Annotated in this window: 18 protein-coding genes; 8 read left to right on the forward strand and 10 right to left on the reverse strand. The window is 56.7% G+C overall.

Features of this window, described 5'->3' with window-relative positions:
• Positions 1 to 33 precede the first annotated feature (33 nt).
• The 3 genes from QXG22_01430 to QXG22_01440 all read right to left on the reverse strand — a co-directional run bounded on the left by QXG22_01430 (position 34) and on the right by QXG22_01440 (position 2,995).
• Positions 34 to 594, reverse strand: coding sequence for a hypothetical protein (locus QXG22_01430; protein MEM0358662.1), 561 nt, complete (start codon positions 592 to 594; stop codon positions 34 to 36).
• The gene (locus QXG22_01435; GenBank protein MEM0358663.1) at positions 566 to 1,255 is read right to left on the reverse strand and encodes a hypothetical protein; all 690 of its coding nucleotides are present in this window, start codon (positions 1,253 to 1,255) and stop codon (positions 566 to 568) included. Before QXG22_01435 ends, QXG22_01430 begins: the two co-directional genes overlap by 29 nt.
• Positions 1,256 to 1,480: 225 nt before the next feature.
• Complete coding sequence (locus QXG22_01440; GenBank protein MEM0358664.1) at positions 1,481 to 2,995, reverse strand: flippase; 1,515 nt, start codon at positions 2,993 to 2,995, stop codon at positions 1,481 to 1,483.
• 78 nt (positions 2,996 to 3,073) lie between these two features.
• Here QXG22_01440 and QXG22_01445 point away from each other — a divergent pair, with 78 nt between their 5' ends.
• Positions 3,074 to 4,009 (forward strand): NAD-dependent epimerase/dehydratase family protein, encoded by a 936-nt coding sequence (locus QXG22_01445; GenBank protein MEM0358665.1) that lies wholly within the window; start codon positions 3,074 to 3,076, stop codon positions 4,007 to 4,009.
• Between the two features lie 57 nt (positions 4,010 to 4,066).
• Here QXG22_01445 and QXG22_01450 read toward each other — a convergent pair whose 3' ends face one another.
• The 5 genes from QXG22_01450 to QXG22_01470 all read right to left on the reverse strand — a co-directional run bounded on the left by QXG22_01450 (position 4,067) and on the right by QXG22_01470 (position 9,264).
• A complete protein-coding gene (locus QXG22_01450; protein MEM0358666.1) occupies positions 4,067 to 5,380 on the reverse strand; it encodes an ATP-binding protein in 1,314 nt (437 codons plus the stop codon).
• Between the two features lie 120 nt (positions 5,381 to 5,500).
• Positions 5,501 to 5,887: a 30S ribosomal protein S8e gene (locus QXG22_01455; GenBank protein ID MEM0358667.1), complete on the reverse strand. Its 387-nt coding sequence runs from the start codon at positions 5,885 to 5,887 to the stop codon at positions 5,501 to 5,503.
• Between the two features lie 35 nt (positions 5,888 to 5,922).
• The gene (locus tag QXG22_01460; GenBank protein ID MEM0358668.1) at positions 5,923 to 6,441 is read right to left on the reverse strand and encodes an SMC-Scp complex subunit ScpB; all 519 of its coding nucleotides are present in this window, start codon (positions 6,439 to 6,441) and stop codon (positions 5,923 to 5,925) included.
• A complete protein-coding gene (locus tag QXG22_01465; protein MEM0358669.1) occupies positions 6,389 to 7,084 on the reverse strand; it encodes a segregation/condensation protein A in 696 nt (231 codons plus the stop codon). The genes QXG22_01460 and QXG22_01465 overlap by 53 nt, the downstream gene beginning before the upstream one ends.
• Positions 7,081 to 9,264, reverse strand: a complete 2,184-nt coding sequence (locus QXG22_01470; protein MEM0358670.1) for a chromosome segregation SMC family protein — start codon at positions 9,262 to 9,264, stop codon at positions 7,081 to 7,083. Before QXG22_01470 ends, QXG22_01465 begins: the two co-directional genes overlap by 4 nt.
• Before the next feature lie 112 nt (positions 9,265 to 9,376).
• Between QXG22_01470 and QXG22_01475 the strand changes: the two genes are divergently transcribed.
• The 7 genes from QXG22_01475 (at position 9,377) to QXG22_01505 (ending at position 13,699) form a co-directional block, all read left to right on the forward strand.
• Entirely contained in the window at positions 9,377 to 9,739 is a 363-nt protein-coding gene (locus QXG22_01475; GenBank protein MEM0358671.1) for a 50S ribosomal protein L18e, read from the forward strand.
• 4 nt (positions 9,740 to 9,743) lie between these two features.
• Positions 9,744 to 10,172 (forward strand): 50S ribosomal protein L13, encoded by a 429-nt coding sequence (gene rplM / locus QXG22_01480; GenBank protein MEM0358672.1) that lies wholly within the window; start codon positions 9,744 to 9,746, stop codon positions 10,170 to 10,172.
• A 5-nt stretch (positions 10,173 to 10,177) separates the two neighbouring features.
• The gene (locus tag QXG22_01485) at positions 10,178 to 10,573 is read left to right on the forward strand and encodes a 30S ribosomal protein S9 (GenBank protein MEM0358673.1); all 396 of its coding nucleotides are present in this window, start codon (positions 10,178 to 10,180) and stop codon (positions 10,571 to 10,573) included.
• Between the two features lie 4 nt (positions 10,574 to 10,577).
• Positions 10,578 to 10,772 carry a DNA-directed RNA polymerase subunit N gene (locus tag QXG22_01490; protein MEM0358674.1) on the forward strand — a complete coding sequence of 65 codons (195 nt, stop codon included), beginning with the start codon at positions 10,578 to 10,580 and terminating at the stop codon, positions 10,770 to 10,772.
• A gap of 41 nt (positions 10,773 to 10,813) precedes the next feature.
• Positions 10,814 to 11,608, forward strand: coding sequence for an acetoacetate decarboxylase family protein (locus QXG22_01495; protein MEM0358675.1), 795 nt, complete (start codon positions 10,814 to 10,816; stop codon positions 11,606 to 11,608).
• 3 nt (positions 11,609 to 11,611) lie between these two features.
• Positions 11,612 to 12,895, forward strand: coding sequence for an acyl-CoA dehydrogenase family protein (locus QXG22_01500; protein ID MEM0358676.1), 1,284 nt, complete (start codon positions 11,612 to 11,614; stop codon positions 12,893 to 12,895).
• Between the two features lie 234 nt (positions 12,896 to 13,129).
• Positions 13,130 to 13,699 carry a hypothetical protein gene (locus QXG22_01505; protein ID MEM0358677.1) on the forward strand — a complete coding sequence of 190 codons (570 nt, stop codon included), beginning with the start codon at positions 13,130 to 13,132 and terminating at the stop codon, positions 13,697 to 13,699.
• Here QXG22_01505 and QXG22_01510 read toward each other — a convergent pair.
• Both QXG22_01510 and QXG22_01515 read right to left on the reverse strand, forming a co-directional pair.
• On the reverse strand, positions 13,670 to 15,100 hold the full coding sequence (locus tag QXG22_01510; GenBank protein MEM0358678.1) for a CoA-binding protein: 1,431 nt from the start codon (positions 15,098 to 15,100) through the stop codon (positions 13,670 to 13,672). The genes QXG22_01505 and QXG22_01510 overlap by 30 nt on opposite strands.
• Before the next feature lie 164 nt (positions 15,101 to 15,264).
• Positions 15,265 to 15,618: a DUF1667 domain-containing protein gene (locus QXG22_01515; GenBank protein MEM0358679.1), complete on the reverse strand. Its 354-nt coding sequence runs from the start codon at positions 15,616 to 15,618 to the stop codon at positions 15,265 to 15,267.
• Positions 15,619 to 15,620 lie beyond the last annotated feature (2 nt).

The following is a 15,620-nucleotide window of genomic DNA, read 5'->3' on the forward strand; positions in this document are numbered from 1 at the left end:
ATACCACTGACGGTATCAATCTCCTCATGTCATTTAGACCAAAACTGACAAAAATTTTTCCATCTTCGGATTTACAACTTTTTCTTCAACCTCCCAGAAAGCCCTTCTGAGCGGTGCGAACTTTGAACCCAGTAGATATCGAACACCCCTCCTTTTCGGATATCTCAGCTTCTCAGCGTAGATGCTCCCATTCAAAACGATGCTTCTTGGTGGATAGTCCAATCTTCTGAAATCGTCAACAAATAGACACTTTTTTAACTCACTTGCCCACCGATAATGGTTTAGCGACGCCAAGTATGAGTCTATCACAACGAGATCGGCGGAAGAAAGAAAGCTTTTGAACGTCTCAAAATCATCGATCCAATTTTCCAAAACTACGTCTCTATTTAGAAACTTGACGATTTTTTCATCGCCTTTTACAACGAAGGTGGTCTCCTCACCAACCTCCTCAAAAGCATCGGAAAGAGCCCTGCATCTGGTTATGTGACCAAAACCTGCACTTTCTCCACCTTCTGTGAAAAACACTATATTGGATGACATTCCTATCCACTCGTCTTTAGGAATTTCAAAACAGCCTTGATTCTCTCTCCACATTTCCCATCAATCGGCCTCGCTTTCCTCGATAATCTTCCTTCTTCCTTTCCTGTTTAGCTCTGGATTCTCCAGATGCACATTTATGAACTCGACAAGCTCTCGGATTCTTCGCGATTTTAACACCACCAGAGTTCGCAACTACTTTGTAGTACGTGGTATAGAAGTATCCCCTCGTTGACTCTATGAACGGCCTTTCCCCATATCCTTCAAAGGCTATATTGAATGTTGGCTTGTTCAATATAACAGAATCCAGGGACACGGACGAAGCAATATTGACGGCGACGTCGCACAAATAGAGAAGTTCGGCATAATGAATCATATCTCCTTCATCAGGTACCCAGCAGTACCCTTCCCCCTTGCTCAAATGCTCGCCCCTTCCCGTGATCAGCGAATGCTGTAGGCTGCTGGGGCCCAAAAAGAGCCTCATCCTTCTTTCCCTCTTCCCAAGGGCCTCCTCCACCATTCTCACGTTCCTCAGTTTTGAAACTTTACATTTCAGGAAAAACAAATCGGTGGGAGGGGATTCCACGACGACCACCTTCCATCCCTCTCCTACTTTCAGAGCCACCGGGACGGTGAATCTCTTCACCCAAGCCCCCACATCGAGAACCAACTCTTCCCTTCCTACGTCCAAATCCCTATCGCAGTACTCTGAGTACATTTCGTTGAGGTACCTAGACTCACCCCCTTTTCCAAGAGAACCAGTCCCTGAAAATCCTTCCTCTGAAAAAAAAGCAACGGGAGAAGATATGGGAAAAGTAAAGAAACCTTGTCTGCGGGGAGATAGCCAAGAGTAGAGCGGAGATCAGGCGGAAAGGCCAAGGAGGGAGTTCGGTCTCCACTCTCTCCTTCATCCTGCCCCACCAGCTCTTGCCCGGAAGACCTTTCAACCTCTTTCACCACTGAAAAACAGCAGGCGGAACAATATCTTCTTTTCTCCCTCGGTGAAGACTCCCGCTCCGAGGAGCCAGAAGAGGTAGAGGGAGAGGAGGGGGGGAAAAATCACCATAGCTTCAAGCCAAGGGGAGAGAGAGAGGAGTGACTTGAAGAGGGAGATGAGAAGAAAAACCAGGCTTCCTCCCGCCGCCACCTTTAAGAGGGGAGGGAGAGTAGCCCTCCCCACCTCCTTCCAGGCGTACCTGCGGAGGAGGAGGATCCCCAGGAAGGAGGAAAGAAGGGTGGTCAGGGCAGCCCCAGAGGCCCCCAAGGGAGGGATGAGGAGGAGATTCCCCAAGAAGTTGAGGACCGCCATCCAAGCCACGGTCTTGGTGATGAGAAGGGGCTTCCCTACCCCAGCCACCACCGTTCCCACCACCGAGAAAAGAGCCCCAAGCACCGTGTGAAAGGAAAGGATCCTGAGGGCCGTACAGCTTCCCAAGTACTCTCCTCCGAACACCAGCCTCAACGCTACCTCAGGGAAGGAGAGGAAGAGAAGGGAGAAGGGAAGGATTACCGCTAGAGAGGACTTGAACAGGAAACCCGTGACTTCCCTCACCAGCTTCCTCTCCCCCTTCGCCCACATCTCCGAAACCAGGGGAAAGAGGGCTGCGGTGAGGGCTTCCACGAAGTACCCCAGCAGCCTCGCCAGGGGCTGGGCGGCCTGGTAAAGACCCACCTCCCCTGTCCCTCGGAAGAAGGTGAGCATGAGGGTGTCGGTGTAGGCCAGCACGAGGGATCCCAGACCACCCACGAAAAAGGGGAGAGCGAAGGAGAGGAGCTTTGCGAGGGTCCCTTCCTTCCTCTCCAAGGGACCCGCCACCTCTCCGTACTTCCTTCCCAAGTACCACGCCCCTCCCACCGTCAAGAGACCCGCGGAGAGGAGGTAGGAGAAGGCCACTCCGCTGACCCCCCGGGAGGGGACCAAGCACAAGGACCCCACCAAGATGACGAGGATCCAGAAGAGGTCCAGCAGGGAGTAAGCCAGCATGTCCTGTAGACCTTGGAAAGTGGAACGAAGGAGCTGATAGAAGGTGGAGGCCAGGAACCAGAAAAGGAGCAGCCTGAGGGGTAAGAGGGCCTCGGAAGTTCTGAAGAAGGAAGAAGAAAGCCAGCCGGAGAGGAGGAAGAGGGGAATAAAGAGGAAGAGGGATGAAAGGCTCTGAAGCAGAAACACCACAAAGAGGGAGGACCTCAGGGAGGAGAGGTCTCCCTTCACCCTGAACTCTGGAATGAACTTCACCAGAGCCGAGTTGAGCCCCAGATCCCGGAAGAGGAGGAAAAAGGAAACGAAGAAGAAAACGGAATAGAAGAGGCCGTAGCCTTCCACCCCTAGGCTCCTGGCTAGAAACATGCGAAGGAGGAAGGCCACGAAGGTGGAGGCCACCATGCAGAGGAAGACCAAGGTACTTCCCCTGAGCAGCCTCTTGGCATAATCCTCGAGCTTTCCCTCCTCGGAGGACATGCCCCTCGAACCCCAAGGAAACCCGTTTTAATAAAGAAAAAGGGTCTGGTTAAAAGGCGGGAGGGAAAAGGGAAGGGGATGAAGGTCCTGGTGACGGGAGGGGCGGGTTTCATAGGCTCCCACTTGGTGGACAAGCTGCTGAAAGAGGGACATGAAGTAACGGTCTACGACAACCTTTCCTGGGGAAAGGAGGAGTTCCTGAAGGAACATTACGGGGAGAAGAACTTCAGGTTCCTCAAAGGTGACCTGCTCGATTCCTCCTCCCTCAGGAAAGCCGTGAAGGGACAGGAGTTCATTCACCACCTAGCCGCCAACCCCGACATAAGAAAGGGGGCCGAAGAAACGGAGCTGGACCTCAAACAGAACGTACTGACCACCTTCAACCTTCTCGAAGCCATGAGGGCCTGCGGGGTCAAGCAGATAGCCTTTTCCTCTTCCTCCACCGTCTATGGGGAGGCGAGGACCCTTCCCACCCCCGAGGACTACGGCCCCCTGCTTCCCATCTCCCTCTACGGGGCGAGCAAGCTGGCGGCCGAAGGGCTCATCTCCGCCTACTGCCACACCTTTGGCTTCAGGGCCTGGATCTTCAGGTTCGCCAACATCGTGGGACCCAGGCAGACCCACGGGGTGATCGTGGACTTCATCGAGAAGCTCAGGAAGAACCCCGAGGAGCTGGAAATCCTCGGGGACGGAAACCAGAACAAGTCCTATCTCTGGGTGGAGGACTGTGTGGAGGCCATGCTCCTGGCCGTGGAGCGCTCGACAGAAAATCCGGCCATCTTCAACCTGGGAAACACCGACAGAACCACCGTGAGAAGGGTGGCGGAAATCGTTTGTGAGGAAATGGGCCTTCAGCCCAGGTTCAGGTTCACGGGAGGGAGAAGGGGATGGGTGGGAGACGTGCCGGAAATGCTCCTGGACATCACCAAAATATGCTCCCTGGGGTGGAGGCCGAGGTACTCCTCGGAGGAGGCCGTGAAAAGGACGGTCAGGGTCCTCCTCGGAAGGTCCTAGGCGGTCTTCTGAACCCATAACGAGGAAAGGCTTTTTCTTCCGTTAGGAAGGTCTTGGCTATCTTTCCAGCAGCCACCTCCAGAGGGGGACGAACCTCACCCTCTTCCCATCGACTTCCTCCTCCCCACCGTAATCCTCGGTCAGGACCAGACCCTCCTTCAGCCCGAACTCCTCCATGGCCTTCACCAGCCCCTTCACCTCCCTCCTCTTCGTCTCCTCTTCCGTCGGGTCCCAGCAAACCTGGATCAGCTGCTCCACCTTCAACCCTTTCCTTATGACGAAATCGACCTCTCCCCGTTCACGGTTCCTCCAGCAGAAGATTTCGTGGACGGGGGGTTCAAACCTCCGCCTCAGCTCCACGTACACCATGTTCTCGGCCAATCTACCCCAGTTTTCACCAGTCCTAGCGAAGCAGTTGACGATCCCCGTGTCCACGCAGTAAATTTTTCTGGGGTATTGCATCCTGTCCTTAATTCTATAGGAAAAAATCTCCACGGGGAAAAGGAGGAAGACGGACTCAGCGTACCTCAAGAAATTCGCCAGGGTTTTTTTGCTACACCTGATACCCGTGCTTTTGAAGTATCCCTCTACCTTGCTCAGACTGAGGTAGGAGGAGAAGTTGTTTATGGCATAACGCAGGAAGTCGTTGAGCAAGGACAAGTTCTTGACCCCATATCGCTCCACGATGTCCTTGTAGAAGATGGTTTCGAAGTAGGAGGAAAGCAGTCTGCGCTTGGTCTCTTCATCCCGCTCGAGAACGACTTCAGGAAACCCGCCGAATTCCAAGTATTCCCTCTGGAGCCTCAGCATCTCCCCCCTTTCCTCGCTGTACTGAATCTCCTTCAGGCTTTGGGGGAAACGCCCCTTCGCTCTCAGGAACTCGGCGAAGGAGAAGGGGTAGAGGATGAAACTCAGGCATCTTCCCCTCAAGGAAGTCGCGATTTCCCTCCCCAGCAGTTTTGAGGAAGAGCCCGTTATGAAAATCCTGAACCTCCGCTCGTCATGGACCCTCCTGACCCATTTATCCCAATCCCTGACGTTCTGGATTTCGTCCAGAAGCAGGAAAAGGGGTTTCTCATCGGGTTCAAAAATTTCCCTATGGGCCACCAAAAGCTCCTCCATCTGACCGGCATCCAGATTCCTCAGCCTTTCGTGCTCGAAGTTCAAGTAAACGACGTTCCCCCTTTTCAACCCTTTCAGCAACTGTTTTGCTTTGCTGAGGAGCAAGTAAGTCTTCCCGCACCTCCTAACCCCCACGACGGAGATGATTTGGTTCGAAGAAAGGGGCAGGTCAAGCTCTCGCTCAACTGCATCCGGGAGCTCGAGACGCTTCCACCAAACCAACGCGGCCTTGAAATCCTCCCTTCGCATCTTTCTCCTAGGAAACAATTATTTATAAAAATTGTTTCCTTAAGGAAACAAGAAACGATTGAGGATTTGCCCCGGCTTCCCGATCCGATAAGTTCCAAGAAAGCTAGAATCGGAGCAACTTTAATCCCCCAGCAGCACGGCGTTCACCACGCCATCCTGCCCCGGCCTGCTCGTTACCCTGGCCCTCCCCAGCTCCGTCCTGATCACCGCTCCCTTCGTCACGATGTTCCTTCTGACGTAGTGGGGATTGGAAGGATTCTCCACTACCCCCAAAATTTTAACTACCGTGTGCCTTCCCGTCCGCGGATCGAAAACGTTGGCCTTCTCCGCCACCCTCAACCTGATCTTCCTTCCCCCGCCCATGGTCCTCACCACCACCTTCTCCTCACCTTCCCCCACCACCACGGGGACATACTCCTCTCCCAGCTCCCTCTTCCTCTTTTCCCTCCTCCTCCAGATGCGTCCGCCACTCGGCTTTTTCAGCGACCTACCCTGCCACCTGCCCATCCTGCTTCCCTCTTCCCTTCCACCTTAAAAAGCTCTCATCCCCTCATCTTCCTCTCCAGACCTTCCTGAAGCTTCCTGTGGATGAGTTCCTCGTCATCCTCTAGCCCGAAATAGCTGGCGAACTTCTTGGAGGTTTTCAGGACCTTCGTCCTCCCCACCCTCCTAGCCTCCACGAATCCCAGGGAAACCAGCTGCCTCACATGCTCGTACACGTGTCCCCCCCTCAACCTCGCCAGCCTCGAGAGATGGATGGGCTGCTCGTAGGCTATGACGGCGAGGGTTTTCAGCATGCCCCTGGAGGGCCTGACCTTCCTCACCAAACCCTTCAACTTGGGCAGGTATTCCTCCCTCAACCTGAGCATCACCGCATCCCTCGCCGTGTTCACCAGCTCGAAGGGGGAGCGCTCGAGTTCCTTCCTGAGCTCCTCCACCACCTTTCCCACGTAGGTTTCCGAGGAGGTCCCCAGCACCTCCTTCAGTTCCCCCAGCGTGAGGGGACGATCACTCGCGTACAGGGCAGCGTAAACCAGTGCCTTGTCCCTCTCCAGCCCCATCCCCATCCCTCATCGGCCTCACGTAAATCTCCCCGAAGGGTTCCTCTTGCCTCAGCCCAATCCTTCCCCTGTTGAAGAGGAAGAGGAGGAGGAGAAGGGTCCTCACGGCGCACTTCCTGGTCCTCTCCTCCAACAGCTTGGAAAACTCCACCTCCCCTCCCCCGGAGAGGGAAAGGATCTTGGAGTAAAGGGCTTCCATGAGCTCCTCTATCTTGAGTCTGAACTCGTTGATCCTCTTCACCAACTTTTTCACGAGCTCCCTTTCCTCCCTCCTCTCCGGAGGGACTTCCCTCAGGGCTTCCCTCAGGGCGGAGAGGAGCTCCTCCAGCGTCACCTTCTTTCCCTCGTGCTGGATCAGGACGATGGGGCCCAGTTCGGGAAGTTCCAGTTCCGGCAGTTCCAGGATTTCCTCCCCATTTCCCTCCTTCCCGTTTCCCATTCCCTCCGCCTTCATCCTCAGCAGGGTGGAGGCCGAGAGCATGGCCCTTCCGGAAAGCCTTAGATCCGGACCGTTTCCAAGGATCTTCCTGGAAAGAACCTCCATCACCACCTCTATGTCCACCTCCCAAGGATCCAGTTTCTTCTCCTGAACCAGGTGGAGGAGGATCTCGAAGGGTTCGTCCACTACCACTTCCATCTTCATCCCCCGTATTTGGAGAGGTCGAGGGAGACGATCCTGGAGACCCCTCCCTCCATGACCACCCCGAAGAGCCTATCCGCCACGCTCATGATGGGGTCCTTGAGGGTAACCACGATCACCTGGGAGTTTTCCGCATACTTCTTGAGAAGCCTTGCCACCCTCGGCACCTTCTCGTCGTCCAGATGGGCATCTATCTCGTCGAAAACGTAAAAGGAAGCGGGCCTGAGCCTCTGTACTGCCAGGATGAAGGCGAGGGCCGTGAGGGATTTCTCCCCTCCCGACATGGCTTCAGCCCTGAGCACTTCCTTACCCGCAGGTCTGGCCACGATCTCCACCCCTCCCCTGAAGGGATCCTCCTCGCACTCCAGCACGAGCCTCGCTTCCCCCCCTGGGGAGAGCTCCGAAAAGATCTTCCCGAAGTTCTCCGAAAGCTCGTTGAAAACGGAGAGGAAGGCCTCCCTCTTCCTCCTCTCTATTTCCTCCATGAAACTCAGGATCACCTGTTTCTCCCTCTCGAGCTTCTCATGGGTTTCCCTAAGGGAAAGGTACTTCCTCTCCTCCTCCTCGAACTGTTCCACCGCCTTCATGTTCACGGGCTCCAGTTCCCTCATCTTGGCCTCCAGCTCCCTGGCTTCCCTTTCCAGTTCCCTTTCCCCCTCCTCAGCCCTCCTCAGCCTCATCCCTTGGGCCTCGTTTTCCAGTTCCTCCAGCCTGAGGGAAAGGGAGCGCTCCTCCGCTTCCAGTGCTCCCTTCTGCTGCTCCACTTCCCTGAGCTTGGCCTCCAAGGAGCGCCCCTCCTCCTCCAGCCTGTCCAGCCTCCTCCTCAGTTCCTCCCTCCTCTTCCTCCTCCTCTCCACTTCCTCCCCCGCCTTCCTCTCCAGGGAGGAAAGCCTCTCCAGCTCCTTCTGGGCCCTCAAAAGCTTCTCCCCCACCTCCTTCCTTCCCTTCTCTATCTGGACCAACCTGGCCCTCAAGTAGAGGAGCCTTTCCCTCGCATCGGAAGGTTCTTTCCCCTCCATGCCCTCCTCCACCTCCTCGAGCAACCCCTTCAGCTCCTCCACCGCCTTCCTCAGCATCTTCAATCCTTCCAGCAACTCCTCCGGCGATCCATGCCTCTTCCTCAGGAAGGAGGAACTGAGTTCCAAGAACCTCTGACACCCCTCCTTGAGCCTCTGGAGTCTCTCCTTCAGGGGGGGTCCAGCCCTCTTCACCTCTTCTTCCAATCCTTCCATTTCCCTCCTCACCTCCTCCCCATCCCTTTCAAGGGCTTCCAGTTGTTCCCTCAAGTCCTCCACCCTCTGTCTGGCCTTTTCCGCTTCCAGGGTGGGCATCGCCCCCTCTATTTCCTCCCCAAGCCTCCTTTCCTCCTCCTTCAGGGAGGAGATTTCCTCCACCAGCTCGCTATATTTTTCTCCCAGCTCCTTCGCCCTCCTCTCGAGCTCCCCCCTCCTCTCCCTTACTCCAGCAAGCTCTTTCCTGCACTTCTCCCTCCTCAGCCAGAGGAGTTTTCCCCTCACCTCCTCCAGTTTCTCCTTCAGCTCCCTGTACCTCAGGGCATTCTCCCTCTCCGTCCTGAGCCTCTCCACGTTCTTGGAGACCTCCTCCAAGAGGGTGCGAAGGGAAGAGAGCTTACCCTCCACCCTGTTCAGCTCCCCCAGCGATTTCTCCTTCTTGGCCTCGTACTCCGCTATTCCCGCCAGCTCCTCCACGATTCCCCTCCTCTCCAGGGGAGTCATGTTCACGAAGCGATCCACATCCCCCTGCAGGATGAAGTTGTACTCTCCCATCCCCAGGTCCTTTCCCAGGAGGTCCACCACCTCCTGCCTGCTCAGGCGCTTCTTGTTGAGCATGTAAGTCGATCTCCCTTCCCTGTCCACGATCCTCGTAATCACCACCGTCTTGGAATCGACTTTCAGCCCCCCATCCTCGTTGTTGAAGTGGAGGGAGACCTCGGCATAGGGAACCGATTTGCCCTTCCCCCTGAAGAGGAAATCGGAAAACCTCTCCGCACGCATGGTCTTGGCGCTCATCCATCCCAACACGAAGCAAAGGGCATCCACGATGTTGCTCTTTCCCGAACCGTTGGGTCCCCCTATGACCGTCAGACCCTTCGAAAGGGGTAGCTCCACCCTGTCCCTAAAGGATTTGAAACCCTTCAGCTCAAGCTTGCTGGCGTACGGCAACCCTCACCCTCCCACCCCCCTTCCCTCCGCCAGCCAATTTTCTCTTTTCTTCCCTCCACTAAAAGCTTTTTGTGGAGGAAAAAGCATTAAGCCAGAACAACCAGGTGAGAATATGCGTCCCACCGGTCCCACCAATCCCGTGCTGAAGGCCCTCATAAGGAGGCTCAGGGAAGAGGGGAGAAGGAGGAAGGTGAGGGTCTGGCTGGACTTGGCGGAAAGGCTTTCCAGACCCAGGAGGAACAGGGCGGAGATCAACCTGAGCCAGCTGGACAGGTATGCGGAAGAGGGGGAGACGGTGGTGGTGCCGGGGAAAGTTCTGGCTGCGGGAAAGCTCACGAAGCCCCTGCGGGTGGCGGCTTTCAAGTTTTCCCTCTCGGCGAAAAGGAAGATCGTGAGCGCGGGAGGGGAGGCCCTGAGTTTGACCCAGCTCCTGGAACAAAACCCTGAGGGAAAGGGTCTGAGGATCATGGAGTGAGAAGATGCTGGTGGTGGATGGAAAGGGTCATGTGCTGGGGAGGCTCGCGAGTCTGGTGGCCAAGCGTCTCCTCCAAGGGGAGAGGATCACCATCGTGAACGCGGAGGAGGTCCTGATCACGGGGAAGAAGCCCACCATCCTGGCCACCTACCAAGCATGGTTCAGGACGAGGAACCTGGCCAATCCCAGGAAGGGTCCCTTCCATTACAGGAGACCCGACGATCTCGTGAGGCTCACCGTGAGGGGGATGTTGCCCTATCACCAAGAGAAGGGGAGGAAGGCCTACAAGAGGCTGAGGGTACACGTGGGGATTCCGCCGGAACTCAGGGGAAGGGAACTGACGAGGTTTCCGGAGGCGGAGGCGGAGAAGCTGGGGAGAACACGCTTTATTAAGGTGGGAGAACTCAGTAAGCTGCTGGGGGCGAAGTTTTGAAAACGGTGATCGCGACGGGAAGGAGGAAGGCTGCCGTGGCCAGGGCGATCCTGACTGAAGGAAGCGGGAAGGTTTATCTCAACGGAACCCCTCTGGAAGTCTACGGTCCTGAGCTCGCCAAGCTAAAGATCATGGAGCCCCTCCTTCTGGCCGGGGAGGTGGCGAAAAAGGTGGACATAAGGGTGAACGTGAGGGGGGGAGGAGTGATGGGCCAGGCGGATGCCGCCAGAACGGCCATAGCGAGGGGATTAATAGAATGGGCGAAGGAAGAAAATCCCCAGCTCAGGGAGGTCTTCAGGCAGTACGATTGGACCCTGATCAAGAGCGATACCCGCTTCAAGCTGCCCAAGAAACCGGAAGGATATGGGGCCAGGGCGAAGTATCAAAAGAGCTACAGGTGAGGGAATGAGACCCATCAGGTGCATCACTTGCGGCAAGCTCCTAGGTGATAAGTACGAGGAGTTCGATAGGAGGGTCAGGGCTGGAGAGGATCCCAAGACCGTGCTGGACGAGCTGGGGCTGAAGAGGTACTGCTGCAGAACGGTGATGCTCACGAGCGTCGATTTAACCGATGAACTCCAGAAATACAAAAAGTGGTAAGACTGCGCAAGTTTTTTATCTGTGCCCGCTGAGGAAAACTCGTGGTGCTCAAGGGAGGGAAGGAAGGTTATTCCATTCCCTTCGACTCCCCCCTCTATGGGGCGGGCCTTTCCCCAGGAACTCCTGCCGAGAGACTGAAAATTGAGTACAGGAATTGCGACTGTCTCGTGGCCATGGTGGAGACGGACAAAAGTGTGGAGGCCCTCCTCCCGGAGGGACTAGAACTCTTCTCCGATCCCCCCTATGCCGGTCTCTGGATCTCCCGCTATTCCTTCTCCACCCTGGGAGAATACAATGAGTTCCTGGCCGTGATCCAGGTGAAGGACGTAAAGGGGGAAATGGGTTACTACATCCCCTACATCTATGTTACCAACGATGCTGCGATGGCAGCTGGAAGGGAACTCGCGGGGGCACCCAAGAAGCTTGCCCACATCGAGTTCCTCCAAGAGTACGATGTAATCCAGGCCACCATGGAAAGGCCCAGGGGAAAGAGGCTTCTCACCTTCACCTTCAAACCGGACGAGAGGGTCACTCCCGACCTCGTGAGTTCCATCCTCCCCCGTCCCACCCCCCTCCTTTCCGTAAGGCACCTTCCACCGATCAAGGGAGGGGATGGTCTAACCCAACTGGTGAAGTGGTATTCCCTGATAGACTTCCACAGGGATCCACAGGGGAGGGAGACCATCTGGACGGGGCCCGCTTCGGTCACCTATGACTCCCCCTCCGCGATAGACCCCATCCACCGCATCCCCATCAGGGAATTGGTGGCGGCCATCTACTTCCAGTTCGACATGACGCTAGGCATCATAGAGGTACAGAAGGAATACAGGGTGTAGAAGGTGGGATACGCGGAGATAGAGGAGATTTCCGAGGATGAGAGGCTTCTCAAAGAAGAACTCCACCGTTTCGCCGAGGAGGTGGTGAGACCGGCATCCATTGAGATAGACAGGATGCCCTCCGACGAGTATCCCGAAAGGGTGGTGAAGAGGGACTCGCCCTACTGGAGGGTTCTGAAGGCCTGGAAAAGGCTGGGATATCACAGGGGACCCGTCCCAAAACTCTTCGGAGGGGAAGGTCTGCCGGGAAGGATGGTACACATGATGGTGGAGGAAGTGGCATGGGGAAGCTCCGGTTTCTCCATAGCCTTTGGGGTGGATCTCTTCCCCATCCTCTTCGCCGCCTCGGGCTTCGACGAGGAACTCAACCAAAATTTCGTCCGTCCCTGGCTCGAGGACGATCAGGCCAAGTACCATGGATGCTGGGGGGTAACGGAGCCGGAGCACGGCTCCGATTGGTTGCTGGCCTGTGATTTCGTCCTCGAGGGGGAGGAACTGAACCGCTTCACACCGGGACAGGTAAGGGCGGTGAAGGAGGGGAAGGAGTGGGTGATCTCCGGGTCCAAGTCTTCCTGGATTTCCTCCGGACCCGTGGCCACCCACGTCGCCCTCCACGTGAACCTCGACTTAGCGAAGGGAAGCGTGGGGGCGGGATGTGTGGTTCCCCTCGACCTCCCCGGGGTGAGGAAGGGACCGCCCATCCTGAAGCTCGGTCAGAGGGATTGTCCCCAGGGGGAACTGGTGTTCGAAAACGTGAGGATACCCGAGGGTTACATGACCCTTCCAGAGGGTGCCCTCCATCCCTCCACGGGACTCATGACCCTCCCCCAGATCCTCTGCATCACCAGCTCTTGGATGGCAGCCTCCTCCGTGGGGCTGGCAAGGGCTGCCTTCGAGGAAGCCCTGAGGTACTGCAAGGAAAGGGTACAGGGGGGAAAACCCCTCGTGAAACACCAGCTGGTGAGGAAAAAACTCTTCGAGCTCTTCACGAAGGTGGAGACGGCCAGGGCCTATTCCAGGAGGGTCATGGAGCACGTTTGGAGGGAAAACTTCGAGCGCTTCACCTTCAAAGCTTCCTACAGGCACGCTTTGGCGGCCCAGGTTTACTGCAAGAGGATAGCCTACGAGGTGGCGGATGAGGCCCTCCAGCTCTTCGGGGCCTACGGGACCACGGACGAGTTCCTGATCCAGAAGCTCTACAGGGATGCCAGGGTGAAGTTGATAGAGGACGGGACCACGGAGGTCCTGAGCCTGGAGGGTGCGGGGGATCTCATCAGGAACTACTGATCCACAAATGATGCCTGCACTCTTTCCAAGAAAAACTCAAGTTCTCCACTGATGGGATCTTCGCATGGTCCTTCTCCCACTCAACACTCATGGTACCCTTTCCTTCGAAAACCTGAGAGACTCCAAAACAAATCGAGATTCGAAAAGATCCGATAAATCATGCGAGGAAGGCTGGGAAGGTTTTCATCCCAAACCGAATCCAGTTGAAACTGGCCCCGCTCGGGAGGAAGATCGATGAAGGGAAGGGAAGCGAGGGACCTCACGCTCTCCGCCTTCGTCTTGGCCCTGGCCTTCTCCACGGTTTTCGCCGGGGGACCGGGGAAAGCCACGAACTACCTCCCCCTCTCCCTCCTCGCGGTCTCGGTGGGTTTTGTAGCCCACGAGCTCTCCCACAGGTACCTCGCCAGAAGGTTCGGATGTTATGCCGAGTATCGGGCTTGGCCCATGGGTCTGCTCTTGGCCCTCCTCCTCTCCCTAGTGGGCTTCGTTTTCGCCGCTCCGGGTGCAGTGGTCATCCAGCCGAGGCTGGGTCCCTGGGGAACGATCCTTGGACCGGGGAAAAGGGAATATGGAAAGATTTCCCTAGCAGGTCCCCTCTCCAACCTCTTCCTGGCCTCCCTCTTCCTCTCCCTCCACCTCCTCCATCCCTGGTTCGGTTTTTACTTGGCGGCCAGCGTCAACGGCTGGCTGGCCCTCTTCAACCTCCTCCCCCTTCCACCCCTCGACGGAAGCAAGGTCTTTCGCTGGGATAAGAGGGTGTGGGCGGGTGCCTTCCTAATCTCCCTCTTCTTCCTTTTCGCGTAGGACCCCCTTTCTCTCCAAGTATTTCCTGTACCCGTACATCTTGGACAGGATCCTACCCGCCTCCCTCACCGAACCACAAACCGCCAATCCCCCCTCCTGGAACCATTTCCTCATGGCTTCCTCCGTATCGTGGAAGAAGGAAGGTGGAACGGCCACCAGCACGGGTTTTCCCCTCTCCTCCTGGATCCTCCTCCCCATCCGCGCGAGCTTGCTCACGAAATCCTTCAACCATTCGGGAGGGGTTTCCCTGTAGGCCCTGAACTCCTCGGCTTGCATCTCCACCACGATCGAGTGGATGACCCCTTGGGAGGCCAGGACCTCGAGCACCTCATCCAAGTATCCCCTCGCGTACGCCGGCCAGATGTCGAGGGGATTGCTCAAACTGGTTCCCGCCCTCCTGAGCCTCTCCTCCAGCGCACCCCATCCCCCCTCCAGCCTGGGCACGCTCAGGCCTTCTTCCACCAGTCCGTCCGTCTCCACCACGCTCGTCCCTCCCGAGACCGTGGTCACCGCCACTCCCCTCCCCCTGGGAAGGGGTGAGCGGAGGAGGGCCGCCAAAAGGTCCGCCATCTCCGCGAAGCTCCCCACCTCCATTGCACCCACCTGCTCCAGAAAACCCTCCCAGACCCTTCCCGAACCCGCCAGCGAACCCGTGTGGGAGGAGACCGCCCTTCTCCCTTCCTCCGTTCTTCCCCCCTTCAGCACCACCACGGGTTTCCTCAAACAGACCTCCTCCATCACCTCCCTCAGCTCCCTACCCCTGCCCGGTCTCAGTCCCTCGAGGTACATTCCTATCACCCTCGTCTTGGGATCTTCCCCCAAGTAACGGAGGAAGTCCACGGCATCCAAGTCCACCCCGTTCCCATAGCTCACCACCTTGCTGAACCTGAAACCCCTCACCACGCCTGCATAGACGAAGTTCACTGCCTGCCCCCCGCTCTGGGAGATGAAGCCCACCTCTCCGGCCTCGGAGGGCTGGTGATAGGCGAAACGCAGGAAGGATTCTGGACAGTAAAGGCCCATGCAGTTGGGTCCTATGATCCTTACCTTACCCCCCGCAGCCCTGAGCACCTCCTCCTCCAGATCCCTCCTCCCCACCTCCCCAAAACCGGAACTGAAGATGTGCACCACCTTCACCCCCTTCTCCACACATTCCCGGATGACCCCAGGCACCAGCTGGGCGGGAACGGCCACCAGGGCGTAGTCCACCGGTTCTTCCACCTCGGCTAGGGAGGAATAGCATTTCTGCCCGAAGAGCTCCTTCCTGTTGGGATTCACCAAATAAACCTTCCCTCCCGCCTCCAGCATGGGGAGGACGAAGTGGTCTAAACCCGTAGAGGCACCGATCACGGCCACGGCCTTGGGATGGAAAAAGGCGTCCAGCTCCTGGAAGGACACCATCCAAAGAAAAGGGAAGAACTACTTATAACGCTCTTCCTCCACCTTCTTGACCTTCTTTTCCTTCATCTCCTTGTATTCCTTCCATCCCTCGAGGTTCTTCATCTCCAGGTACCTCTTCAGCATCCCCGCCGCCATCTTTTTTCTTTTCGGTTGTGAGCATAAAACTATTCCAGCTCCCAAGTGGCCACCACATCCACTCCCAGTCCCAGTAGGTTCTTCACGACCACCTCACCCATCCTCACCGGACCCTCCACCTCCACCGCCGCCAGTTCCTTGACGGCCTCCTTCAGCCTCTCCTTGGGAATGGGTCCCGTACTCCTCACGGGAAGGACCCCTCCCCCCTTCACCCTCACCACCGTGAAGAAGTCCCGGAGGGGACGTTCCACTTCCCTCTTCACATATTCTTCCCCGGCCTTGCACTCGAGATGCTCCCATCCCACCGCCCTCCCCCCCTCCACATAGACCTTGGCCCTGCATCCCAAGGGACAGATCACACAGGTGAGTTCCTTCACTTCCATGT

The sequence above is a fragment of the Candidatus Hadarchaeales archaeon genome, assembly GCA_038736355.1.
Taxonomy (GTDB): domain Archaea; phylum Hadarchaeota; class Hadarchaeia; order Hadarchaeales; family WYZ-LMO6; genus WYZ-LMO6.

What these genes read in the sequence shown, in the direction of transcription:
- QXG22_01430 (MEM0358662.1), bottom strand. Translation starts at nt 594, where the DNA reads ATGTGGAGAGAGAATCAAGGCTGTTTTGAAATTCCTAAAGACGAGTGG.
- QXG22_01465 (MEM0358669.1), bottom strand. Translation starts at nt 7,084, where the DNA reads ATGAAGATGGAAGTGGTAGTGGACGAACCCTTCGAGATCCTCCTCCAC.
- QXG22_01475 (MEM0358671.1), top strand. Translation starts at nt 9,377, where the DNA reads ATGCGTCCCACCGGTCCCACCAATCCCGTGCTGAAGGCCCTCATAAGG.
- QXG22_01455 (MEM0358667.1), bottom strand. Translation starts at nt 5,887, where the DNA reads ATGGGCAGGTGGCAGGGTAGGTCGCTGAAAAAGCCGAGTGGCGGACGC.
- QXG22_01435 (MEM0358663.1), bottom strand. Translation starts at nt 1,255, where the DNA reads ATGTACTCAGAGTACTGCGATAGGGATTTGGACGTAGGAAGGGAAGAG.
- QXG22_01440 (MEM0358664.1), bottom strand. Translation starts at nt 2,995, where the DNA reads ATGTCCTCCGAGGAGGGAAAGCTCGAGGATTATGCCAAGAGGCTGCTC.
- rplM (MEM0358672.1), top strand. Translation starts at nt 9,744, where the DNA reads ATGCTGGTGGTGGATGGAAAGGGTCATGTGCTGGGGAGGCTCGCGAGT.
- QXG22_01510 (MEM0358678.1), bottom strand. Translation starts at nt 15,100, where the DNA reads ATGGTGTCCTTCCAGGAGCTGGACGCCTTTTTCCATCCCAAGGCCGTG.
- QXG22_01505 (MEM0358677.1), top strand. Translation starts at nt 13,130, where the DNA reads ATGAAGGGAAGGGAAGCGAGGGACCTCACGCTCTCCGCCTTCGTCTTG.
- QXG22_01450 (MEM0358666.1), bottom strand. Translation starts at nt 5,380, where the DNA reads ATGCGAAGGGAGGATTTCAAGGCCGCGTTGGTTTGGTGGAAGCGTCTC.
- QXG22_01490 (MEM0358674.1), top strand. Translation starts at nt 10,578, where the DNA reads ATGAGACCCATCAGGTGCATCACTTGCGGCAAGCTCCTAGGTGATAAG.
- QXG22_01460 (MEM0358668.1), bottom strand. Translation starts at nt 6,441, where the DNA reads ATGGGGCTGGAGAGGGACAAGGCACTGGTTTACGCTGCCCTGTACGCG.
- QXG22_01445 (MEM0358665.1), top strand. Translation starts at nt 3,074, where the DNA reads ATGAAGGTCCTGGTGACGGGAGGGGCGGGTTTCATAGGCTCCCACTTG.
- QXG22_01515 (MEM0358679.1), bottom strand. Translation starts at nt 15,618, where the DNA reads ATGGAAGTGAAGGAACTCACCTGTGTGATCTGTCCCTTGGGATGCAGG.